Here is a 24,530-nt window from a genome sequence, read left to right on the forward strand (position 1 = left end):
CTTATTTAATACTCTCAACATTCATCACTCGATTATCATTCTTAATGTACTTGAAAATAAAACTACTTTTAACATTATCTATTACATCTAACTTTGATATTTTTTTAAGTATAAATTCTTCGTAATGATGCAGGTCTTTCAACAAAAGTTTTACAATGGCATCATAATCTCCCGAAACAAAAGCCACTTCTGTAACTTCTTCAAAAGATAAAATCTCTGTCTTAAACTTTTCAAATATTTCTTCCTGATGTTTTATGAGTTTAATCTGTAGATAGGTAGTAAAACCATACCCCAACTTTTCGGCATCTACAATAGCAGTGTATCCTTTGATGTAGCCACTAGCCTCCATCTTTCTTATTCTATCATGCACAGGTGTTACCGATAAACTCACTTTAGCAGCTATTTCTTTTACACTTTGACTGCTGTCTTTAACCAATTCCCTAAGGATACTAAAATCAACTTGATCTAACTTCATTATTTTTTTCGGTTTTATTCAGCAAATATACAAAATAAAAGAAAAATAAACTGAAAAAACCAATAAAAATAATTTTAATATCTTTTATTGGATAAAAATTAGGGTTTTTATTTTGATATAATATAATTTTGCAGGGTAAATAATCAGTTATAATAATGTTATACAACACTATCAATAAAAGCCATCACCGATTTCTTTTCATTATGATTATGATGAAGAGAAGACAAACGGCATTATTTGTGTGAGAAGTTTTTAGTTGATAATATTTCAGTTCCGACGGAAGGCTTTAAACACAATGTTTAAAGCCTTTTATTTTGAAGTTAAAAAAAATAAAAATTATACAACTTATGAAAAGAAAACTACTAAATGCAGGAGCATTAGGTCTGTTTTTAGTGCTTGGAAATAATATACAAGCACAAGTAAAGGTAAAAGATAGCACAAAAACGAGAGCTATCGAAGAAGTGGTAATAGTAGCCTATGGTAAACAAAAAGCCAAAGCTATAGTAGGCTCCGTGTCTAGTGTAGGGAAAGATGTATTGTCCACTCAACAAACGTCTAATATCGCAACAGCGATACAAGGGAGTGTACCAGGTGTTAACATCATAGGTTCTTCTACACCAGGAGCTACACCTACCATACGAGTGAGAGGTATTGGTTCTATCAATGCAAGTTCAGACCCACTAATCATTGTAGATGGTGCTCAATATTCGGGGAGTTTATCTAACATATCTCAAGAGGAAATAGAGAGCATCAATGTACTGAAAGATGGTTCTGCAACCTCATTATACGGTTCCAGAGGTGCTAATGGTGTTATATTAGTAACTACAAAAAAAGGTAGAAAAGGAGCTCCTAGAGTTACAGTGCAATCTTCTTTAGGATACGCCGCTCCAGTCAATCAACTTTACCCATTGATAGACAATAATAGATACCTAAATTACACTTGGGAAGCGTTAAGAAATTCTAAAGTAGCAAACGGAGTATCTGCAGATTTAGCAGGAGCTCAAGCCTCTGCTGAAGTTATCCCATTATTAAAATACAACCCATACAATGTAAAAACTCCTATAGATGCTAACGGACAGCTAGTACCAGGCGCTCAACTTCTATGGAATACTAATTGGGCTGATTATCTCCTCAATCGTTCCGCAGAAAGAAGTGAAACTAGTGCTACCGTTTCTGGGGGAACAGACCAAAGTAACTATTTCCTTAGTGTAAACTATCTAAAACAGGAAGGCGCTGTCAAGACCACTAATTTTGAAAGATTTTCAACTAGGTTAAATCTAGAAACTAAGATAAAACCATGGTTAACAGCAGGTTTAAACACTGCCTACATATCTCATAAAAGAAATATTCCAGCCCAATCAGGGACAGCCTATGGTTCCCCTATAAATAGTATATACACTCTGTCTTCGGTTTATCCAGTGCATAAAAGAGATTCTGACGGTAACCTTGTATATGACGACAAAGGCAATCTAAGCTACGACTATGGAGCAGGAAGCCCAAGTGTACTTAACTCCCAAAGACCTTTTAGTAGAAATGTGAACCCTCTTGGGTACCTTTACGACAACACCTATCTTTACAGAGTAAACACCCTTACTTTAAACGGTTTTGTAAAAATAGATTTCTCCAAAGATTTATCATTCCGTTCTAACTACTCTTTGGAACAGAACAATTATAACAACCACAATTATAGAAATAATAGATTTGGAGACTATGCCGCACAGGGAGGGGCAGTAATAGACAGAAGGGATATTGCAAGTACCAAAAACTTTGTAAACTCCCTTAACTATAACAAACAACTAGGAAATCACAATCTAACAGCTGATGCTATTGTAGAAACTTTTGACAGAACATACGACTATATGAGTGCTATGGGAGTAGGTTTATTCTCTGGAATAGAAACACTTAGTGGAGCCACTAGTCCTAGTTCAGTTTCTGGTTACCCTCTTCAACAGAGATTGGTCGGGTTACTTGGAAGAGCGAGCTACAACTACAAAGAAAAATATTTCGTAGAAGGGTCTTTCCGTAGAGATGGTTCTAGTGTATTTAGTAAGGAAACCAGATGGGGTAACTTCTTCTCTGTAGGTGGTGCTTATATCGTAAGTGAAGAAAACTTCCTTAAAGGAAACAAAACCATCAGTTTCTTAAAACTAAAATCATCTTACGGAGAGCTAGGTAACAATGATTTTACAGACGCTGACGGAGTAAAAAATTATTTCCCTTATCTTAGTACTTATCTTAGTGGATACTCTGTAGGTTCTAATATAGGTGTAATATTATCTTCACCTAAAGATGCTTTTCTTACATGGGAAAAAACAGCGTCTTTTAATGCAGGGATAGAATTAGGATTATTCCAAAATAGAGTTAATCTTAATGTAGATTATTATGATAAGCGTTCTGTAGATTTAGTTGGACCTCTTGTAACTGCTGGTTCTACTGGTGCTACCTCTATAACTACAAACATAGGAAAACTAAGAAACTATGGCTGGGAATTTAGCATCAACACAAAAAATGTAAGAACTGCTAACTTTAGATGGGATACCGGCTTAAATTTCTCTTTCGACAGAAATAAAATCCTTGCCCTAAGTGCTGATAACAAACCTCAAACTGTAGCAGCTCTCAAAAGATGGGAAGTTGGTAGATCTCTCTATGACTTCTATATACAAGAGTATGCAGGCGTAAACCCTGACAATGGTAACCCACTATGGTATAAAGATGTAACCGACGCTAACGGAAAGGTAACCAAAGTAACTACAGAAAGTTATTCCGAAGCGACACGCTATTACAATCGTAGTTCTTTACCTTTTGTAATAGGAGGTTTAAACAACTATCTCAAATATAAAAATTTTGATCTAAATGCACTCGTTAATTTCAGCTTCGGTTCTTATATCTATGATGGGGACTATGCTAGACTAATGAGTGGGAAATTTGATGGATATTCTAAGAGTGTAGATTTAGAAAGAAGATGGCAGAAACCAGGTGATGTTACAGATGTTCCTAGATTGAGCTATACCACATTACAAGAAAATCAACAATCTTCTAGATTCTTATTTAAAAATGACTATGTAAGATTAAAAGCTCTAAACATAGGTTATAATTTTAATAAAGAAGACAGCGAAAAAATAGGATTAAAGAGCTTAAGACTATTTTTACAAGCAGATAACTTATTTACGTGGCAAACCCGTAAGAATATAGACCCAGAACAAGCTCTAACTGGTCTTACTAACAACAGAACTTCTAATTTAAAAACCATATCATTCGGACTTAAACTTGAACTTTAAAAATTTTAAAACAAATGAAACTAAATAAATTAAAAACTTTAGCTCTAGCTTCTCTACTACTAGGAAGCGTCTCTTGCCAGAGATATTTGGACGAACCTCAACCCACAAACGAAATTAGCCCAAGCCTAGTTTTTGCAAGTATAGAAAACGCAGAAGCTAACCTTACAGGAATCACAAGCCTTCTAAGAGGAGATAACGAAACCTATATCAGTACAACCGTAGATGCTACAAATTTAGGAAGCGTTTATTTCGCAAGAACAGTTAGAGGAGAGGATTTCATCGTTCCCAGCAACTGGTTTGCGGGGGACTATTCTAATACCAATAGAATAAGTATTTACCGTAGAGCTAAATTCACATGGGAATATTTTTACAAAATCATTCGCCAGTGCAATGAGTTTATAGATGGTGTTAATAAAAGTTCTAACATAGCTGATACTCAAAAAAAATCTCTTATTGCTAGAGCAAAAGTACTCCGTGCATTATCTTATTTTGAAGTTGTGCAAGACTTTCAGTTGGGATACAAGTATGCGAAAGACCTCCCTGCGGTTCCTATCTATAGCAGCTATAGTACAAAAGCTCAACCTCTAAGTACTACTGGAGAAGTTTATAATTTCATTACTAACGATTTAGAAACAGCTTTACCAGATCTTTCATATAGTAGAATATCCAAAGCTTTTGTAAACAAACAGGTTGCTTATGCTATCGCCGCTAGAGTGTATCAAGTAAAAGAGAACTGGCAAAAAGCCGCAGAATATGCAAAATTAGCTTATGGAGGAACCGTCAGCTCTGCACTTAATGCTGCAGAATACGCCGAAGGTTTCAAAAAATTAGACTCACAAGAATGGATACTAGGTTATGGGCAACAAGCAGGACAGTCTATCACATGGTCTCAAGCACCGCATTCTTTTACAGATTTATCTTTTGAGAATGATGGTTACAGTAATACCTATGTCAGCAAATCTCTATATGACTTGTTCTCTGATACAGATGTAAGAAAACTATTTGATGTAAATCCTTCTGTAAATAACCATACTAAATATAGTACTTATAAGTTTACTTTCAATAAAGATGCATCAGCGTGTCCTTACATCAGAACTTCAGAAATGATTTTAATAGAAGCCGAAGCAAGATACAGACTAGGACAGGAAAGCCAAGCTAAGGACTTATTATTCCAATTACAACAAAATAGAGACCCTAAAGCCGTAAAATCTGCTAATACAGGAGAAGAACTTTTTGAAGAAATTCTTATAGAAAGAAGAAAAGAACTTTATGGTGAAATAGGTGTAGAGCTCTACGATGCTAGAAGATTATCTCGTACTTTAAAGAGATCTTCATGGCACCAAGTTCCATTATCTTTTGGAGTGAATGACACTAAAATCATTTACCAATATCCTCAGCAAGAGATAGACGCTAACCCTTTCGTCCCTTCTGATATAAACAAAGATAGATAATAAGTTTTTTCATTTTCACTTCATATTAACCCGAAATAAGAGAGTCTTTATAGAAAGGCTCTCTTATTATTTTATATTAAAATTAAAAAACATCATTCTTTTAATAACAAAAGAAAGATTTAGTCCTAAAAAAACTTTAATTTAGCAACCTCAAAATTAGCAGTATATGATTTACTCTCTACGAGGTATCGTTCAGGAGCTTAGCCCAACCCATTTAATTATAGAAACTGGTGGTGTAGGCTACTTTGTAAGCGTTAGTGTAAACACTTCTAAACACTTTTCCATTGGGAAAGAATCTTTAATCTACACACAACAAATCATTCGAGAAGACGCTCACTTATTGTACGGTTTTTCGGAGCTCAAAGAGAAAGAAATGTTTAACCTACTTATTTCTGTAAATGGTGTAGGACCAGCCTCTGCTATGATTATGCTTTCCTCACTAGAATTAAGAGAAATAGCACAAGCCATACTCTCTAGCAATAGTGCTGTATTACAAAAAGTAAAAGGTATAGGCACCAAAACTGCACAACGAATTATCATTGATTTAAAAGATAAAGTATTGCATTTTGGAGCAGATGAATCTGATATTTCCACCGTTATTGATAATAAAGTAAAAGAAGAATCGTTATCTGCATTAGAAGTTTTAGGAATCCCTAAAAAAATGTCAGAAAAGTTAGCCAACAAAATTTTGAAACAAAATCCAGAAATTCAAACGGAAGATTTAGTAAAACAAATTTTGAAAAACATTTAAAATAAGTGAAATCACATCATCATACATTCCATAAATTACTATGGGTTCTAGGGTTTGTGTTTTTTAGTAACCTTACCTATGCTCAAACAGAAAAAGATAGCCTAAATTCTCAACCTCAACTCAGCCTTCCAAATCCTGTTCGATATGAGGCTTTTTACGATGTAAAAGAAGGCGTTTATTTCCTTTATCCTAAGATAGGAAACGTGGTTACAGGCACACCTATCGTAATGACTCCTTCGGAATATGGTGCTTATGTAAAATCTATTGGACTAAGAAATTACTACCAAGAAAAATCACTCCAATACGATTTGGCTAATAATCTAAAAGAGCCAAAAGATGCAGAGAAAAAAAGACTTCTTCCTAGCATCAACATAAAGAACAAACTATTTGAAACTATTTTTGGAGGTAACAAGATAGAACTTATTCCACAAGGATTCGCTTCTTTTGATTTAGGTGGACTTTACCAAAGAATTGACAACCCGCTTATTTTACCACAAAACAGAAAGAATTTCGCATTTAATATTCAGCAGAGAATACAGTTAGGCATACTCGGTAAGGTAGGCGAAAATTTACAACTAAAAGCCAACTACGATACCCAAAGTGGATTTGCTTTTGAAAATAGACTTAATCTAGCTTGGCGAGCAAAGGGTACTTGGAAAGACCTACAATCCAAAACATTAGGAGAAAGCAAAAGAACAGGCGAAGATAAAATTATAAAAAATGTGGAGTTTGGTAATGTTAATATGCCTCTATCTACTAGTCTTATGCGAGGTTCACAATCATTATTTGGTTTAAAAACCGAGTTTCAGCTTGGTAAAACTTACGGTACATTAGTCCTTTCTCAACAACAAGGCGAAGCAAGAACCGTAACCGCACAAGGTGGAGGTGTACTCAATACCTTTAAAATAAACGCCATAGATTACGAGGATAATCAGCACTATTATTTAGGGCAATACTTCTTCCAAAACTACGACAATGCCTTAGCGAATTATCCTCAAATCAATTCCAAAATCAATATCACGCGTATAGAAGTTTGGGTTCTTGACCAAACAGCAAGTAACCTACAAAATCAAAAAAGTATAGTAGCCGTAAGAGATTTAGGGGAAGGTTCTGCACAATATCCAAATAACACACAAAACAATCTCTACCAAAGCATTAGTGCCTTAGCTGGTATCAGAGATGCTAATACAGCCTATTCTACTATCAATCAGCAATCATTTCCCAACGCTTCAGGTACTCTTGAAACTTATACAGACGGTGAACAGTTCATTTTTAACAGAAGAGCGAGAAGGCTTAATCAAAATGAATTTACATTTCACCCGCAACTAGGGTATATATCCTTAAACCAAAGGCTTAATGACAACCAACTCTTAGCGGTTTCTTACTCTTACACCGTTAATGGTTCTAACCAAGTTTACAAAGTGGGAGAGTTTTCGGAGGAAAGTTCGGTTCTTGTAACCAAATTACTAAAGCCCAATGTTTTAGTAAAAACCACTTCTCCTATGTGGAACTTGATGATGAAAAACATCTATAGCCTTAATGCTAATGGGGTAACTTCAGATAAGTTCTTCCTTAATGTGTATTATAGAGACCCTAAAAATGGGAAAGTTAACTATCTACCTAACACACCTGTACAAGATACCAACCTTTTAAAACTCCTAAATTGGGACAGGCTCAATCTCAATAATGACTTACAATCCAACGGAAGTACTTTAGGAGACGGTTTATTTGACTTTGTTAATGGCATTACCATAGACCCTGCCAATGGAAAACTTATCTTTACCAAAGCTCAGCCTTTTGGTAATTTTATGGCAAGTACCTTAGGTAGTAACGACCCTCAATTTGTATTCTCGGAGTTGTACCAACAACAAAAGCAAGTAGCTACACAAAATCCTCTAGCACAAAGATATACCATAGAAGGACGCTACCAAGGCGGACAAGGACAAGGCATTTCTCTAGGTGCAATAAATGTACCTAAAGGCTCCGTGCGAGTAACTGCCAACGGAGCTCAACTTACAGAGGGAGTGGACTATACCGTAGATTATATGCTAGGGCAAGTAACTATCATCAACGAAGCTCTTAAACAATCTGGACAAGCCATCAATATCTCTTTAGAAAACCAAATGACCTTTAATACCCAAAGACGAAGATTTTGGGGATTGAATTTGGAAAGAAAAATCAGTGATAAATTTATCATTGGGGCTACTGCAATGAATTATGCCGAAAGACCACTCACCCAAAAAGTTCAGATGGGGCAAGAAGCAGTTAATAACACAATGTTGGGTATGAATCTTATGTATAATAACGAGTTACCTTTCCTCACAAGGCTTACGGATAAGATTCCGCTCATCAATACCGAAGCACCGTCTCATCTTAATTTTAAGGCAGAAGCCACCTATCTTATCCCAGGACAAAATAAGGACATTAACGACCAAGCCTATGTAGATGATTTTGACCAAACCACCTCAAAAATATCACTGAAAGAACCTGCTCTTTGGGCTTTAGCATCTAAACCAGAGAAAAACCCTAATGATATTATATTCAAAAACTCAGCATTAGACAATGATGTTAAAAATGGATACGGTAGAGGGCTATTATCTTGGTATTACATAGACCCTAGATTCTACGGTGTAGGAGGTAAAGCCCCTAATGGCATCACTGCTGATGCGTTGTCTAACCACGCCTCACGCCGTGTGAGAATGAACGAACTTTACAACAGCAGAGATTTTGTTGCTGGTGACCAAACCTATACCAATACCTTAGATATTACCTACTACCCTACCGAAAGAGGTCCGTACAACCTAAACCCAGCCAACGAGTCTACTGCGGAAAGATGGGCTGGTATGATGAGACCTATCTCTGTGTCTAACTTTACCAATGCCAATATTGAATATGTGGAATTTTGGCTAATGGATCCTTACGCTGATGGAAAAATGCTGGGTACTAATCCTAAATTATTACTACACTTAGGAAATGTTTCCGAAGATATACTGAAAGACGGTAAACTGCAATACGAAAACGGATTGCCTACTCCAGAAACCCCTGCAAGAACCTCCGAAAGCAGCTGGGGGACTCAGCCAGAACAACAGCCTGTTCTATATGCCTTCTCATCAGAAGGGGCTAATAGAACGGCACAAGATGTAGGTTATGATGGTTTAGATAATGTTCAGGAAGCCACCAAATTTGGCACAACTTTTATCAATCCTGTGACTAATCTTACCGACCCTGCCGCAGACGACTTCGTGTTTTACCTTTCTACACAATTCCAAGGTGCTTTAGCCTCTTCGGTAGTAGAGCGTTATAGATATTTCCGAAACCCAGACGGAAACTCCAAAGCCAATTCAATGGAGGTATCCTCTCAAATACCAGATGCAGAAGACCTCAATGGCGATTTTAATCTAGACCAAAGCGAAAGTTATAACCAATACACCATCAATTTAGATAAAGCTAATTTAGTTTTAGGAAAAAACTTTATCGTAGATGAAAAGGAAACCGAAGCTAAATTCCAAAACGGACAAGTAGGCAAAAACAAATGGTTTTTATTCCGTATTCCTGTGAAACAGTTTGATGCTGATGCTGGGGAAGCTAGTGATGCTATCCTAAATAATGTAAGGTTTGCGAGAATGATTCTTAAAGGGTTTGACGAAACCTCAACACTAAGATTTGGTACTTTTGATTTGGTAAGGTCAGACTGGAGAAAATTCACTAAAAACATTGCGGTTATCAACGAATCTGAGGAAGGCAACTACAACATAGATAACTCTAACTTTGATGTAGGAAGTGTTAATTTAGAAGAAAACTCAAAAGGTACTCCTCCTTATGTTATTCCTCCTGGCATAAACAGACAAGTACTAAGTGGAACTACTGGAGCACAAAGACAAAATGAGGCATCTCTTTACTTAAAGGCAACCAATCTTTCTAAAACATCACACGCCTCTAGAGGAGTGTTTAAGAATGTAGCGTTGGATATGCGTCGTTACGAAAAATTAGAACTTTTTGTACACGCCGAAGACCTTAAAGATGTTACATCTAACAAGCTAGACCAAAATGCCAAGTTCTTCATCCGTCTAGGAAGTGATGCCATAGACAACTATTACGAATACGAGTCTTCACTAAAATACACCGCTAAAAACGCAACCTCTCCACTAGACATTTGGCCAACTGAGAACACGATTAACTTTAATCTAAAAGAATTCATCAATGCCAAACTAAGAAGAGAAACCGCAGGGATAAGTCTAGACCAAAGATATAAAGACCAAGAGTATGGTGATAGCCACAGAGCTATATTTACCAAAGGGCGCCCTAGTTTGGGTAACATTTCTACCATCGTGATTGGGGTAAGAAATACAGGTTCTGATTCTAAAGATTTAGTACTTTGGGTAAACGAAATTCGTCTTTCTGGAATAGAAAACAAAGGAGGCTATGCAGCCAACGCTAACCTCAATTTTAACTTAGGAGATTTTGCTAATGTAAATGCCAACGCTGCTATCTCTACCATAGGATTTGGTTCTATAGACCAAAAACCTACCGAAAGACAGCAAACACAAAACACCGCATTTTCCATCAACACGACAGTAAATGTAGATAAATTCCTTCCTGAAAAAGCAGGAATGAAAATCCCTGTTAACTACTCTTACACCCAAACTATTGAGGATCCTAAGTACAACCCACTTAATGACGATGTCCTCTTTAATGAAGATCCTAAAAAAGACCAACTTAAACAAGTAGTGAGAACTTACACTCAGCAAAGAAGTTTTGGCGTGGTGAATATGAGAAAAGAAAGGGTAAACTCCGAGAAGAAACCTAAGTTCTACGATGTAGAGAACTTAGCTCTTACCGCTGTTTATCACGACGACTATTACAGAGATATCTACACTAAGAAAAACTACCGACAAAATCTAAAGGCTTACATAGACTACAACTACAACTTTAAACCTTGGGTTCTAAAGCCGTTTAATAAACTGATAAGCGACACGGCTAAAATAGCCCCTTATGTAAAATGGGTTAAAGAGTTTAACCTCAACCCTATCCCTACTCGTTTTTCTTTCAGAACAGAGCTAGATAGAAATTATAGCGAACTAGAGTTTAGAAATATTGAAGCCCTACTCAATGGCAATGGCTCCCAAAATTTTGATGTTCTTAAAAACAGAAATTTCTTCTTTGGTTGGCAATATAACCTAGGATTTAATTTCACTAAGTCTTTCAAAGCCGAAATATTCTCTGCCACTAGAACTCTTAACGATGATTGGGCAGTGAATACGATGGACACCAAGTCTATCTTCCAAAACCCTTTTAAAGTGGGACGACCTGTACTCTACAACCACAGAATACAGTTTAATTACCGTTTGCCTTTTGAGCACTTCCCTTACCTAGATTTTGTGAATGCGGAGCTGGGCTATGGGTTGCAATACAACTGGAATGCAAGGTCTACTGTACTTCTTAATAGTGCTAATGGAAATCTAGGAAATGTAGCTCAAAACACCAATAATAAGGTAGCCACTGCTTCGGTGGACATTCCTTTGTTGCTAGGAAAGTTTAAATATTTTAAAAAGTTAGACTCTATCCGACAAGGAAGAAATAGAGAAATAGACTCGCTTAATCAAATTTATGAAAAGGCTTTTGCTAATGAAAACAGCCGTAAGAGATTTAAGTTTAAGTCTTATAGATTTAAAAATCAATTATCTTTAACTCAGAAAGTAATGTCGGCTTTAACTTCCATTAAACAAGCCAACTTCAACTTTAATGAAAATAATGGAACCGTACTTCCTGGGATACTTTCAGAACCGAACTTTTTTGGTATAGGGCGAAGAGGATTTGGAGGACCTACCAGTGGTTTCCTACTAGGCTCTCAAGCTGACATTAGAAGACTCGCCGTAGAAAATAACTGGGTTACTCAGTCAGAGTATCTTAACGACCCTTATACCCAAATGAGCAATAGAAATGTTACGGCTAATATCGTTATAGAGCCTATAAAGAATTTGAGAGTAGATGTTAACTTCCTTCAAACTTATAATAAAATGCTCACTCACGGCGGATTTAATATAGACTTAGATGGCAATCGTGCCAATGGCATACAGTTCTCTTTTGCTAACGAAATGATAAGCTACTCTAACACAGAATTCCTAATAGGTACTACTCTAAAAAATAGCACAGACATCTTTAACGATATTAAAACTAGAGCTAGAGAGTTCTCTAGACTTAATAGTGGTAACTTGACGACTGATGGTTTCGTAGAAGGCTACAGTATTGCCAACACTTATGTTTTGGTTCCTGCATTCCGCTCTGCGTTATCAGGGAAATCAGTTTCTATGAAAAACCCTACCCGCCCTAACTTCCCGTTACCTAACTGGCGACTTACTTACTCTGGACTTAGAAACATTCCGTTTATCAACAGTCAGTTTGAGAAGTTTGATATACAACATGCCTATACTTCTACCTATACAGCCACAGGAATACAGTCTAATATAGATTATTATAACAACCCTAATGCTCTAGATGTAAGAGGTAATAAACTGAATCCTTATGTATTTTCTCAAGCTATGTTTGTAGAAGAGTTTGCTCCTTTTGTAGGTGCTGATGTTACCATGAGAAACCACATGCAGTTTAGAGCTCACTACAACAGAAACAGAATGTTTTTACTAGGCTTAGTAAACCAAACCTTAACCGAAGATTCTGGCTCTGAGTATGTGCTTGGTTTTGGATACATCTTAAAAGATTTAAAACTAAAACTAAGATATAAAGGTAAATCAAAAGATATTAAGAGCGACCTTAATGTTCGTGCCGATTTCTCGTTGAGAGATAACAAGACATCTATCATCAATATCTTAAAAGATGATGCCCAAGTAACGGGAGGACAGCGTTTGCTAGGCATTAAAGTATCTGCGGATTACAATATGTCTCAAAACTTTAACATTCGTTTCTTCTACGACCAACTGATGACGAAGTACAAAATCTCCACAGCATTCCCACTATCTACTGTTAGAGCAGGGTTATCAGCCACATTTACCTTTGGAGGAAACGGAATGTAATACTTTTATGTCAACAATCACTAAAGCTCCAAAAGGTATAAACCTTATTGGAGCTTTTTTATTAGCAATAAAACCACATCACCGATTATTTAGTATCTTTGCCACATGATTAGAATTACTAAGATTTTTTCATTTGAAACCGCTCATGTCCTTTACAACTACGATGGCAAGTGCAAGAATATGCACGGGCATTCGTACAAACTATTTGTTACCGTAAAGGGGGTCCCTATCAATGATTTAGACCACCCTAAAAACGGAATGGTAGTAGATTTTGGGGATATTAAAAAGATTGTGAAAGAAGAAATTGTAGATGTGTGGGACCACGCCGTCTTGCTCAATGCCAACTCACCACATATCAGCTTAGGGAAAGAGTTAGAAGAAAAAGGACACAAAGTAATATTCTGCAACTACCAGCCGACTTGCGAAAATATGCTTTACGACATTGCCGCTAAAATCAAAAACAGGCTCCCCGAGTCTGTGCAACTAGCCTATCTAAAACTCCACGAAACAGAAAACTCCTACGGAGAATGGTTGGCAGAGGAGAATTAGTCTTTTAAAACAGATGTTACCAACGCTATGACGATTACATTAGAAGACAGAAAAAAAATCTACTTCGCCTCTGACCAGCACTTCGGAGCCCCCACTCTAGAAGCCAGTAAACTTAGAGAACAAAAGTTTGTGCAATGGCTAGAAGACATTCGGAAAGATGCCCAAGTGCTGTTCCTTATGGGAGACTTGTTTGATTTTTGGCACGAGTGGCAGTTTGTAGTTCCTAGAGGCTTCGTGAGGGTGCTTGGTAAATTAGCCGAACTTAAAGACCAAGGCATAGACATCTACTTTTTTGTAGGTAACCACGACCTATGGATGAAAGACTACTTTGAGAAAGAACTCGGAATACCCGTTTTTTTTGAAAAAAGATACGCCACCATCAATGGCAAAAGGTTTCTCCTCGCCCACGGCGATGGTTTAGGTCCTGGCGATAAGGGCTACAAAAGAATGAAAAAGGTATTTACCAACCCTCTAGCTCAGTGGTTGTTCAAGTGGATTCACCCCGATATTTCAATGAAGCTTGCCCTGTACCTTTCTCAGAAAAACAAAATGATAAGTGGCGAAGAAGACAAAGAATTTTTGGGTGAAGACCGAGAGTTTTTAGTACGCTATTCCAAAGAAAAACTAAAGGCGGAGCATATAGACTATTTCGTATTTGGGCATAGACACCTCCCGATGATTTTGGAGGTGGGAGCAGGAGCCTCTTATGTTAATCTAGGCGATTGGATTTCTTACTATTCTTATGGTGTTTTTGATGGGACTCAATTTCAGCTTAAATACCTAAGCAACTTATGAGTGAATTCACCCTTACCACTTCCGATGGCTACCCTCTTGCGGTAAGCCTCTTTAAACCAGAAGCAGAGAATACGAATGGTAAATTATTACTCATCAATTCAGCAACAGGAGTAAAACAATATGTCTATTACAGTTTTGCCAAATACCTAATGTCAAAAGGCTACACGGTAATCACTTATGATTATAGAGGCATCGCATCTTCTAAGCCCACTAAAATGAAAGGCTTTAAAGCCAGTATGAGGCTATGGGGAACCGAAGACTATAAAACATTAACCAACTACATCAAAACACATTTTCCTCATTACGAGAAATATATTATGGGACATTCCGTAGGAGCTTTGATTACAGGAATGAACCCAGACACTAATCTTTTTAAAAAGATAATATTTATAGGAGCTCAAGACGCTTATGTAAAACACTTAGATTCTAAAACTAGATGGGCTGCTTACCTAGGTTTTGGTATATTGCAACCTCTACTTACCGAAATGTTAGGGTATTTCCCTGCCTCTATTCTTGGCCTAGGAGAATCTCTTCCAAAGGGTGTAGCTTACGATTGGAGAAGGCTTATTCTTAACAAAAAATCTACTCTTAAACTCCTAGAGATGTCTTATGACTATACAGAGCACCTTCATCAGGATACTTTGGTTCTCTATGCCGATGATGACAACTGGCTCACAGAAAAAGGCGTTAAAAGTTTAATGAACACTTATCATAATCTGAAAGCAAAATATCATATCATAAAATCTGAACTTTCTCCTAAAAACGATATTGGACACATCAACTTTTTTAGAAGTTACAACGCTCCACTATGGCACATTGTGGAAGATTACTTGAAATAAAAATCCAACACGATAATTGTGTTGGATTTTTATTTTGAAGGCGTTGTATTACATCTTACTTTTTAAGATTTCTAATGCCCATTTCATAAAGAGCAAAGCTCATTAAGTCGGCATTTTCGCCTATCACTTGGTCGGTAGAACGCCCCGCTCCGTGTCCTGCATTCATTTCTATTCTAACAAGTGCTGGGTTAGAACAGGTCTGTTTTTCTTGCAATTCCGCTCCAAACTTAAACGAGTGTGCAGGGACTACTCTATCGTCGTGGTCGCTAGTAATAATCATAGTAGAAGGGTAGCAAACGCCTTTCTTAACATTGTGTACAGGAGAGTAAGATTTTAGATATTCAAACATCGCTTTGCTATCTTGTGCCGTACCGTAATCATACGCCCACCCTGCTCCTGCAGTAAAGGTGTGATACCTCAACATATCCAAAACGCCCACACCAGGGAAAGCCACTTTAGCAAGGTCAGGACGCATCGTCATTGTAGCACCCACAAGCAGACCTCCGTTAGAACGCCCAGAAAGTGCCATAAATTCAGGAGAGGTATAACCTTTAGATTGTAAGTATTCGCCAGCCGCTATAAAATCATTAAATACATTTTTCTTTTGCATTTTGGTTCCTGCATCGTGCCATTTTTTACCATACTCGCCACCACCTCTAATATTAGGCACAGCGTAGATGCCTCCGTTTTCCATCCACACCGCATTTACCACAGAGAACGAAGGTGTTAAACTGATATTAAACCCTCCATAAGAATAAAGAATCGTAGGGTTTTTACCGTCTAGCTTAAGCCCCTTCTTATAATTGATGGTCATTGGAACTTTAGTGCCATCTTTAGAAGTGTAGAACACTTGCTCCGAAACAAAATCATCTGGGTTAAACTTAACCTTTGGCTTTTGATACACCGAAGAAGCTCCCGTTTCCACATTAAGTTTATAGATGGTATTCGGCGTAATGTAGCTCGTGAAAGCATAGTACAATTCTTTTTCGGAATCTTTACCAGAGAATCCTCCTGCAGTGCCTTTACCAGGAAGAGTAATATCTCTTACTTTCTTTCCGTTGTAATCCATCTGCTGTACTAATGTTACGGCATCTTTCATATAATTAGCAAAGATATAGCCTCCTCCTGTGGATACTCTTAGTACATTTTCCGTTTCAGGAATCACATCTGTCCAAACACTAGGATTCTTAATATCAAATTTTACCAACCTCATATTAGGAGCACCTTTGTCCGTAAGACCATAGATAAAATCGCCTTTGGTATCTACCACATCGGTATTATAATCGTAGCCTTTCTGAACTGGAATAAAATCGGTGTTGTTCTTTAAATCTTTAATGTAAAGCTCATTGCCATTAGTCGCATTAGCTGCAGAAAGGATAAGATAACGCTGGTCTTCGGAAACGCCAGCACTCATATATCTCCTTTTGAAATTTTCGCCCCCTATGATGAGTTGGTCTTGAGACTGCTTAGTTCCTAACTTATGGAAATACACCTTGTGCATATCAGTCTTAGCCGAAAGTACACTTCCGTCTGGTTTATCGTAACTAGAGTAGAAAAAGCCTTCGTCTCCTAGCCAAGAAATCCCACTAAATTTAACATCTACTAAAGTTTCGTCTATTTGTTTTTTAGTAATGGCATCTAGAATAATGATTTTATTCCAATCGCTACCACCTTCCGAAATTTTATACGCGACTAAGTTTCCCTTCTTATTAAAAGAAATACCCGCCAAAGAGGTAGTCCCATCTTTAGAAAACTGATTAGGGTCTAAGAACACCTCTGTATTGCCATTCTTATCTTTTCTATACAACACCGATTGAGCTTGTAGCCCATCATTTTTATAGAAATAGGTATAATCGCCTTCTTTAAAAGGGGCAGAAATTTTTTCGTAGTTCCAGATTTCTTTCAGTTGGTCTTTGATTTCGTTACGGAAAGAGATTTGGTCTAGATAGTTCTGTGTAAAAGCGACTTGTCTCTTTACCCAATCTTTGGTATCCTCCGCACGGTCGTCCTCCAACCAACGGTAAGGGTCTTGTACTTGTGTACCAAAGTAAGTGTCGGTATGGTTTACTTTTTTAGTTTCGGGATAATTCATTTTAGCGTTTTTTTGTTGAGTGCTACAAGACGCCAACGCCACAGCAGCTACTCCTAAATACAAATGTTTAAACTTCATAACTAATAATTTAATATTCTAATATTTGAGCCGAATGCTCCTTTGTTTTTACTTTATCTATAATCCTCGTACACACGCCATTTTCATCAAAAATAAAGGTGGCACGAACAATACCCATAAACTCCTTCCCCATAAACTTTTTAAGTTGCCAGACCCCAAAAGCCTCTATGATTTGTCTTTCTTCATCGGCTAGAAGGTCATAAGGAAAGTTAAATTTATCGTGAAATTTCTTTTGTTTTTCCACAGAATCGGCACTCACACCCAAAAGAGTATAGCCTTGTTTTTGTAAAACCTCGTAGTTCTCGCTTAAATTACACGCCTCTGCTGTGCACCCTGACGTATTGGCTTTAGGATAAAAAAACACCACTAATTTTTTACCCTTGAAGTCTGATGCACTCACCTCTTTTCCGTCTTGATTTTTTACTGTAAAAGCAGGAAGGCTATCACCTATGTTTATCATAATGTTTATTTTTGTCCCAAATTTAGTTTAAAATGACCAAAAAACAAAGAGCCGAAATCATCATACAAGAGTTAGAACGCCTATATCCTGAGACACCTATACCTTTAGACCACAAAGACCCATACACCTTACTAGTTGCCGTGGCTCTTTCGGCACAAACTACCGACAAGAAAGTGAATGAAGTAACACCACAACTATTTGCCGTAGCGGACACTCCTTTCAAGATGAAAGAGTTGGAAGTTGATGAAATTAAAAATTTAATTAAAGAAATAGGTCTATCAAACACCAAAGCTAAAAACCTTAAAGCAATGGCAGAGCTATTGGTAGAACGACACCAAGGCATAGTTCCTCAATCTTTTGAAGAGTTGGAAGCCTTACCTGGTGTAGGACACAAGACGGCTTCGGTAGTGATGAGCCAAGCCTTTGGCGTTCCTGCGTTTCCTGTGGACACCCATATCCATAGACTGATGACTCAATGGAAACTCACTTCTGGAAAAAATGTAACCGAAACCGAAAAAGATGCTAAAAAGATTTTCCCAAAAGACAAATGGAATAGCTTACATCTGCAAATTATTTTCTATGGTAGAGAATATTCTCCAGCTAGAGGTAAAGGCGATAAAGATTTTATTACCAAAATGCTTTTTGAAAAGAAGACATAATTTTATACTTCCTTACCTCTATCCAAAACAAAAACCCCTAAAATTAGGGGTTTTCACTTTATTATATCAAGAAGTTTTGTTATAACTTCATAAAATTAAAGACTTACTCTTCTAAATCCTACGATTTCTACATCATCACCGAAAGACTTCACATATTCAGCTACTTTTTTGCTGTCGTCTTTAATGAAGTTTTGGTCTAATAATGCTTTCTCTTGATCTAGAGTTGTGTTATCACTGATGAATCTTTGGATTTTACCAGGAATAATTTTATCCCAAATTTGCTCAGGCTTACCTTCTGCTTTTAGTTCTGCTTTAGCATCTTCCTCAGCTTGTTTTAGAACTTCTTCAGTAAGTTGTGCATAAGAGATGTATTTAGGAACATTCTTCAAAGGTTTACCTAAACGAACTAGCTCTTCGTTTTCTTTCTCGATTACAGCGATACGAGCTTCAGTTTCGCTAGCGATGTAAGCTGGATCAAAATCTTTGAAAGAAAGCGTTTCAGCTCCCATAGAAGCAACCTGCATAGATACATCTTTAGCTAAATCTGCAGCTTGGTCGAAGCTTTTAGAAAGAGCCGTGATAGCAGCGATTTTATTTCCTACGTGGATATAAGCTCCTAGATAAGCACCTTTGATAGTTTCAAACGCACCTATTTCAATTTTCTCTCCGATAACTCCCGTTTGCTCGATAAGTTTATCAGCTACGGTCATTCCTCCAAAGTCAGAAGCTAAAAACTCTTCTTTGCTAGAGTAGTTAATTGCTTGTTCAGCTAATTTGTGAGCTAGTGCTACGAAATCTTCGTTTTTAGCTACGAAGTCAGTTTCACAATTAAGAGCGATGATAGCACCTGCAGTGTTGTCTGCATTTACTTTAGCAATAACAGCTCCTTCCGCAGACTCTCTGTCAGCTCTATTAGCAGCTACTTTCTGTCCTTTTTTTCTAAGGATTTCTATTGCTTTATCAAAATCTCCTTCAGCTTCTACCAAAGCTTTTTTGCAGTCCATCATTCCTGCCCCTGTAGTGTTTCTTAGTTTTGCAACATCTGCTGCAGCTGGTGAATACATAATAATATTATTTTTTTAGTTATTTTTTGTTATATCTTTGGGGTCCTCAAAAAACCCCTGCAAAGATAATAATTTTAAGACAAACTAAAAATAGAGTTTTTGCGTTGTTTGCATATTAAGTAAAGATTTAACATGAAGAAAGTAAAAAAAATAGCAGAAATAACCCTATGTGTTTTGACACTTAGCACATTCTCTATGGCTAATGCTCAGTCAAAATATACATCTCAACAAGTAGAGGCTTCTAATGATATTAAAGTCATCGCTAATTTTATAAAATACAATCCAGAACATCCTGACACCCCTAAATTTAAAACTAAATTACATAACATTCTTAATGGAGAAACAAAAGAAAAGGAACTAAGAACTAAAAAAATGGTAAGTGTACCTACAAAGACAGAAGCTGTAAATACCAATATAGTTATGAAACCCACTAACATAGGCGATAGCTCAAAACCTGTAGATGTACTTAATCACTTATTTAGTAATGACCCCTCTAAAAAAGAGGCTTATTTACTAGTTAAAAATTTATCTAATTGTAATATTACAGTAAAGATAGATGGTAGTAAAAAATATAATTTGGATATAGCCGCGCATAATGAAAACTATATTCTCCTAGACAAAGGAAATTATTCTCTATCTGCATCTATATGCAATGGCAAATACTCATCTAACAAACTAATTAACAAAGACATGGAGGTTTCACTAAGCCTTAACTAAGGCTGTAAATTTTGATCAAAAAGCTATTCCTCACCTTGATGGAATAGCTTTCTTATTTTAAATACTAGACCTCATTTCTACCCTTTAAATTTGCCCATTGAAATAAATTTATCCTGTCTTTGAGATTCTAGCTCCTTAGCCGAGAATTTCTTAAAGGCTTTGATGTTATTTAAGATGGAGTTTTTTACATTTTGGTAAGCTACACTTGGGTCGTAGTGGGCTCCCCCCAGTGGCTCTTCTATAATACCGTCTATAATTTTTTCTTTGAGAGAGTCTTGTGCTGTTAGTTTCATAGTAGAGGCTGCTTCTTCTTTATGTTCCCAGTTTCTCCATAATATAGCCGAACAGTTTTCAGGAGAAATTACAGAGTACCAAGAGTTCTCCATCATATAAACTTTGTTACCAACACCTATACCTAAAGCACCACCACTAGCACCTTCGCCAATTACATAGCAGAAAATAGGGGTTTTAAGTTGGCACATTTCGTAGATGTTTCTTGCAATAGCCTCACCTTGACCTCTTTCTTCCGCTTCTAATCCAGGATAAGCCCCTGGAGTATCTATAAAAGTAACCACAGGAATATTGAATTTCTCTGCCAATTTCATTAGTCTAAGAGCTTTTCGGTAGCCTTCAGGGTTACTCATTCCAAATCTTCTGTGTTGTCTTTCTTTGGTCGTTCGCCCTTTTTGAGTGCCTATAAACATTACAGACTGTCCCTCAATTTTGGCTAAACCACCTACCATAGCTGTATCATCTGCGAAGTTTCTATCACCGTGCATTTCTACAAAACTACCTTCATCTGCAATTCCTTTAATATAGTCTAAAGTATAAGGTCGGTTAGGGTGACGAGACAACTGTACCCTTTGCCAAGGCGTAAGATTACCGTATATCTCTTTCTTTTTCTTGTTGATTTTATCTTCTATTTGGCTACACGCCGTTTTCATATCCACTCCACTTTCTTCGCCTACTAGAGAGCACTTTTCGTACTGCTCCATTAGTTCTTTTATAGGGGTTTCAAAATCTAAATATTCCATATTGATGAGATAATTTACCGTTCAAATTTAATAATTTTTTAATAAAAGAGATTTTACTTTAAAACCTCCAACGCCTTTTTTAATCTGTTAAGGCTTTCTTCTTTGCCAATGATTGTCATCAAATCTGGTACATCGGGACCTTTTAGCTCCCCAACGAGTGCCAAACGCAAAGGCATCATCACTTTACCCATACCTAAAGATTTCTCTGTTGCAAAGTCGTGAATGGCATTTTTGATAGTTTCTGTATCGAAAGAAATAGCTTCTAGTACAGTTAATAGAACAGACATTACTTCGTGAGTATCTTCCTTCCAAGCTTTTTTAACAGCTTTCTCATCAAAAGATTGAGGGGCTTCAAAAAAGAATTTTCCTTCCTCGTAGATATCCTTTACAAAAGTGGCTCTTTCTTTCATTAGAGAAACTATTTTCAGTAGTACCTCATCAGAAATTTGTTTAGAATTAACGCCTTCTATTTGTTTTAATTCTTCCAAAAGTTGGTCGTTAGATTTTTGTTGTAGATATTGATGGTTGAACCACTTCGCTTTGTCTAAACTAAATCTAGCACCTGCTTTGTGTACTTTGTAGAGGTCAAACTCCTGCACCATCTCTTCCATAGATAAAATTTCTTTATCGTCTGCTGGAGTCCAGCCGAGGAGGGCTACCATATTTATAAACGCCTCTGGGAAATAGCCAGATTCTCTGTACCCTTTCCAAACTTCTCCGCTTTCGGGGTCTTGGAAATCTAATGGGAAAACAGGGAACCCAAACTTAGCTCCATCTCTTTTACTTAGTTTACCTTTGCCTTCAGGCTTTAGTATCAATGATAAATGAGCGAACTCTGGAGCGTCCCAACCCATAGCTTCATATAGGAGTATGTGCAACGCCATAGATGGCAACCACTCTTCTCCTCTAATTACGTGAGTAATTTTCATTTCGTGGTCATCAATAATATTAGCGAAATGATAGGTTGGCATTCCGTCGTTTTTAACTAAAACTTTATCGTCTAAGTCGTTGGTATTTACGCTGAAATCCCCTCTGATAATATCTTTAAGGCTTACAATTCTGTCCACAGGCATTTTAAACCTTACCACATAAGGCGTATTTTCAGCAAGTAGTTGCTCTACCTCTTCTTTAGGAAGGCTGATGCTATTTCTAAGTCTGCCACGAGTTCTGTAATTATAGGCGAAAACTTCACCTCTACTTTCAAACTCTTTTCGGATAGCGTCTAACTCTTCTGGAGTGTCAAAAGCGATGTAAGCATAATCTGTTTTTAATATTTGGTCAGTATATTGGTCATAGATAGCTCTTCGTTCCGACTGTCTGTATGGAGCATAAGGACCACCATGTTTAGGGCTTTCATCAGGGACGATGCCACACCATTCTAGTGCTTCCATAATGTATTCTTCAGCACCTTCTACATATCTAGCAGAGTCGGTATCTTCTATTCTAAGGACAAAATCGCCTCCATGATGTTTTGCAAACAAATAGTCGTATAATGCCGTTCTTACACCTCCTAAATGTAAAGCTCCCGTAGGACTTGGTGCAAAACGAACGCGTACTTTTTCCATATTTTGATAATTCTTTTTTAAAACAGCAAATTTACAGAATGTAAACTCAAGTTTCTAATATTATTGAAGTTTTTTGGCACAAAAAGAATTTATGAAACTGATATTTGTGGGTTCTTATGATACCCAAACAAAACAGAAAAAGTATTATCTTTGCTCGGTATGGCAACAAAGGTTCTCTTCAATACAGTGGTAAACTGGTTCATTCGCCAAAGAATGGATCAGATACAAAATTTTGTTAAGCATCCTATAGAAACACAAAAAGGCATTCTTTTCTCCCAACTCTTCAAAGCCGAAGAAACGGTGTATGGAAAAGAATACGGATTTAAAAATATTTCTAGTTATCAGGATTTTTGCAATCAAGTTCCCATTGTAACCTACGAAGATTTTGAACCTTATATAGAAAGAGCCAGAAAAGGTGAAAAAGATGTGATATGGAGTGGCTACATTAGAAAATTCGCAAAGTCTTCTGGAACTACTAATGCCAAAAGTAAATTTATTCCCATTTCTGATGAAAGTCTAGAGGGTTGTCACTTCAAAGCAGGGAAAGATTTAGTTTCTATCTATGCCAACAATCACCCAGAAAATACTTTATTTCAATATAAAAATTTAAGACTCGGAGGAAGCTCGGAACTCTACGAAGATTTCAATACTAAGTTTGGAGATTTATCGGCGATTTTAATAGAAAATTTGCCTTTTTGGGTAGAAATTACCACCACGCCTAGCAAAAAAACCTCACTGATGTCCGAGTGGGAGACTAAACTAAAAGCCATCGTATCCGAAGTAAGGCAAGAAGATGTGGGAAGCCTTACAGGAGTGCCTGGCTGGATGATGGTGCTACTACAACGCATCTTGAAAGAAACAGGTAAAGGTTCCATCTCTGAACTTTGGCCTAATTTGGAAGTGTTTTTCCACGGGGGAATCAGTTTTAAGCCTTATAGAGAACAATACAAAGAACTTGTAGGGAAAGACATCAATTATTACGAAATTTACAACGCTTCCGAAGGGTTTTTCGGCATTCAAGATAGGTCTGATAGTGATGAAATGTTACTAATGCTAGATTATGGGATTTTCTACGAGTTTATTCCTATGGAACATTTTTCCGAGACCAATCTTAAAGCAATTCCGCTGGAAGAGGTGGAAGTAGGTAAAAACTATGCCGTAGTAATTACCACTAATGGTGGGCTTTGGCGTTACTTAATAGGCGACACCGTGAGATTTACCAGCACCGACCCTTATCGCATCAAAATATCAGGGAGAACCAAACATTACATCAACGCTTTTGGAGAAGAATTGATGATTGATAATGCCGAAATGGCTTTACAAAAAGCGTGTGAAGCAACCGCTGCTAAGATAACCGACTATACCGCCGCTCCTATCTTTATGAAGGGAAATGAAAGTGGGGCTCACGAGTGGGTTATAGAGTTCAGCCAAGCTCCTAACGATATGGCAACTTTTGAAAAGGTGTTTGATGAAACTTTAAAATCCATCAATTCCGACTACGAAGCCAAGCGTTATAACGATATGACGCTTAAAAAGCCTGTGATTAACATCGCTAGAGCTAACTTATTTTACGATTGGTTGGAAAGTAGAGGGAAATTAGGTGGACAAAACAAAGTTCCTCGTCTAAGCAACGATAGAGAATATATAGACCCTATTCTTAAAATGAATACTCAAAACGAAAATTAAGGATAATAG

General features: G+C 37.1%; 16 protein-coding genes. 10 read left to right on the forward strand and 6 right to left on the reverse strand.

Annotated elements, in window-relative coordinates:
• Window position 1: 1 nt before the first annotated feature.
• On the reverse strand, window positions 2–475 hold the full coding sequence (locus RA0C_RS05150) for an Lrp/AsnC family transcriptional regulator (protein WP_004918092.1): 474 nt from the start codon (window positions 473–475) through the stop codon (window positions 2–4).
• Between the two features lie 347 nt (window positions 476–822).
• Between RA0C_RS05150 and RA0C_RS05155 the strand changes: the two genes are divergently transcribed.
• The 7 genes from RA0C_RS05155 (at window position 823) to RA0C_RS05185 (ending at window position 15,166) form a co-directional block, all read left to right on the forward strand.
• The gene (locus RA0C_RS05155; protein ID WP_004918095.1) at window positions 823–3,753 is read left to right on the forward strand and encodes a SusC/RagA family TonB-linked outer membrane protein; all 2,931 of its coding nucleotides are present in this window, start codon (window positions 823–825) and stop codon (window positions 3,751–3,753) included.
• A 14-nt stretch (window positions 3,754–3,767) separates the two neighbouring features.
• Window positions 3,768–5,204, forward strand: coding sequence for a RagB/SusD family nutrient uptake outer membrane protein (locus tag RA0C_RS05160; protein ID WP_004918097.1), 1,437 nt, complete (start codon window positions 3,768–3,770; stop codon window positions 5,202–5,204).
• Window positions 5,205–5,370: 166 nt separating this feature from the next.
• Entirely contained in the window at window positions 5,371–5,955 is a 585-nt protein-coding gene (gene ruvA / locus RA0C_RS05165) for a Holliday junction branch migration protein RuvA (protein WP_004918099.1), read from the forward strand.
• A gap of 5 nt (window positions 5,956–5,960) precedes the next feature.
• Window positions 5,961–12,983 carry a T9SS outer membrane translocon Sov/SprA gene (gene sov / locus RA0C_RS05170; protein WP_013446926.1) on the forward strand — a complete coding sequence of 2,341 codons (7,023 nt, stop codon included), beginning with the start codon at window positions 5,961–5,963 and terminating at the stop codon, window positions 12,981–12,983.
• 105 nt (window positions 12,984–13,088) lie between these two features.
• Window positions 13,089–13,532, forward strand: a complete 444-nt coding sequence (locus RA0C_RS05175) for a 6-pyruvoyl trahydropterin synthase family protein (protein WP_013446927.1) — start codon at window positions 13,089–13,091, stop codon at window positions 13,530–13,532.
• A gap of 27 nt (window positions 13,533–13,559) precedes the next feature.
• The gene (locus RA0C_RS05180) at window positions 13,560–14,327 is read left to right on the forward strand and encodes a UDP-2,3-diacylglucosamine diphosphatase (protein WP_004918105.1); all 768 of its coding nucleotides are present in this window, start codon (window positions 13,560–13,562) and stop codon (window positions 14,325–14,327) included.
• Window positions 14,324–15,166: an alpha/beta hydrolase family protein gene (locus RA0C_RS05185; RefSeq protein WP_004918107.1), complete on the forward strand. Its 843-nt coding sequence runs from the start codon at window positions 14,324–14,326 to the stop codon at window positions 15,164–15,166. Before RA0C_RS05180 ends, RA0C_RS05185 begins: the two co-directional genes overlap by 4 nt.
• A gap of 55 nt (window positions 15,167–15,221) precedes the next feature.
• On the opposite strand, the gene RA0C_RS05190 is transcribed toward RA0C_RS05185, so the two are convergent.
• Window positions 15,222–17,336 (reverse strand): prolyl oligopeptidase family serine peptidase, encoded by a 2,115-nt coding sequence (locus RA0C_RS05190; protein WP_004918109.1) that lies wholly within the window; start codon window positions 17,334–17,336, stop codon window positions 15,222–15,224.
• A gap of 10 nt (window positions 17,337–17,346) precedes the next feature.
• Window positions 17,347–17,796, reverse strand: a complete 450-nt coding sequence (gene bcp / locus RA0C_RS05195; RefSeq protein WP_004918112.1) for a thioredoxin-dependent thiol peroxidase — start codon at window positions 17,794–17,796, stop codon at window positions 17,347–17,349.
• Window positions 17,797–17,828: 32 nt separating this feature from the next.
• Between bcp and nth the strand changes: the two genes are divergently transcribed.
• Entirely contained in the window at window positions 17,829–18,455 is a 627-nt protein-coding gene (nth, locus tag RA0C_RS05200; protein WP_004918114.1) for an endonuclease III, read from the forward strand.
• Window positions 18,456–18,550: 95 nt separating this feature from the next.
• On the opposite strand, the gene tsf is transcribed toward nth, so the two are convergent.
• Window positions 18,551–19,519: a translation elongation factor Ts gene (tsf, locus tag RA0C_RS05205; RefSeq protein WP_004918115.1), complete on the reverse strand. Its 969-nt coding sequence runs from the start codon at window positions 19,517–19,519 to the stop codon at window positions 18,551–18,553.
• A 132-nt stretch (window positions 19,520–19,651) separates the two neighbouring features.
• Between tsf and RA0C_RS05210 the strand changes: the two genes are divergently transcribed.
• A complete protein-coding gene (locus tag RA0C_RS05210; protein WP_004918117.1) occupies window positions 19,652–20,236 on the forward strand; it encodes a DUF6759 domain-containing protein in 585 nt (194 codons plus the stop codon).
• Between the two features lie 77 nt (window positions 20,237–20,313).
• On the opposite strand, the gene RA0C_RS05215 is transcribed toward RA0C_RS05210, so the two are convergent.
• Entirely contained in the window at window positions 20,314–21,270 is a 957-nt protein-coding gene (locus tag RA0C_RS05215) for an acetyl-CoA carboxylase carboxyltransferase subunit alpha (protein WP_004918118.1), read from the reverse strand.
• Window positions 21,271–21,323: 53 nt separating this feature from the next.
• Window positions 21,324–22,835, reverse strand: a complete 1,512-nt coding sequence (gene gltX / locus RA0C_RS05220; RefSeq protein WP_004918121.1) for a glutamate--tRNA ligase — start codon at window positions 22,833–22,835, stop codon at window positions 21,324–21,326.
• A 159-nt stretch (window positions 22,836–22,994) separates the two neighbouring features.
• On the opposite strand from gltX, the gene RA0C_RS05225 reads away from it, so the two are divergent.
• Complete coding sequence (locus tag RA0C_RS05225) at window positions 22,995–24,521, forward strand: GH3 auxin-responsive promoter family protein (protein ID WP_013446928.1); 1,527 nt, start codon at window positions 22,995–22,997, stop codon at window positions 24,519–24,521.
• Window positions 24,522–24,530: the final 9 nt, after the last annotated feature.

This window comes from Riemerella anatipestifer ATCC 11845 = DSM 15868 (genome assembly GCF_000252855.1).
GTDB classification, from domain to species: Bacteria; Bacteroidota; Bacteroidia; order Flavobacteriales; family Weeksellaceae; genus Riemerella; species Riemerella anatipestifera.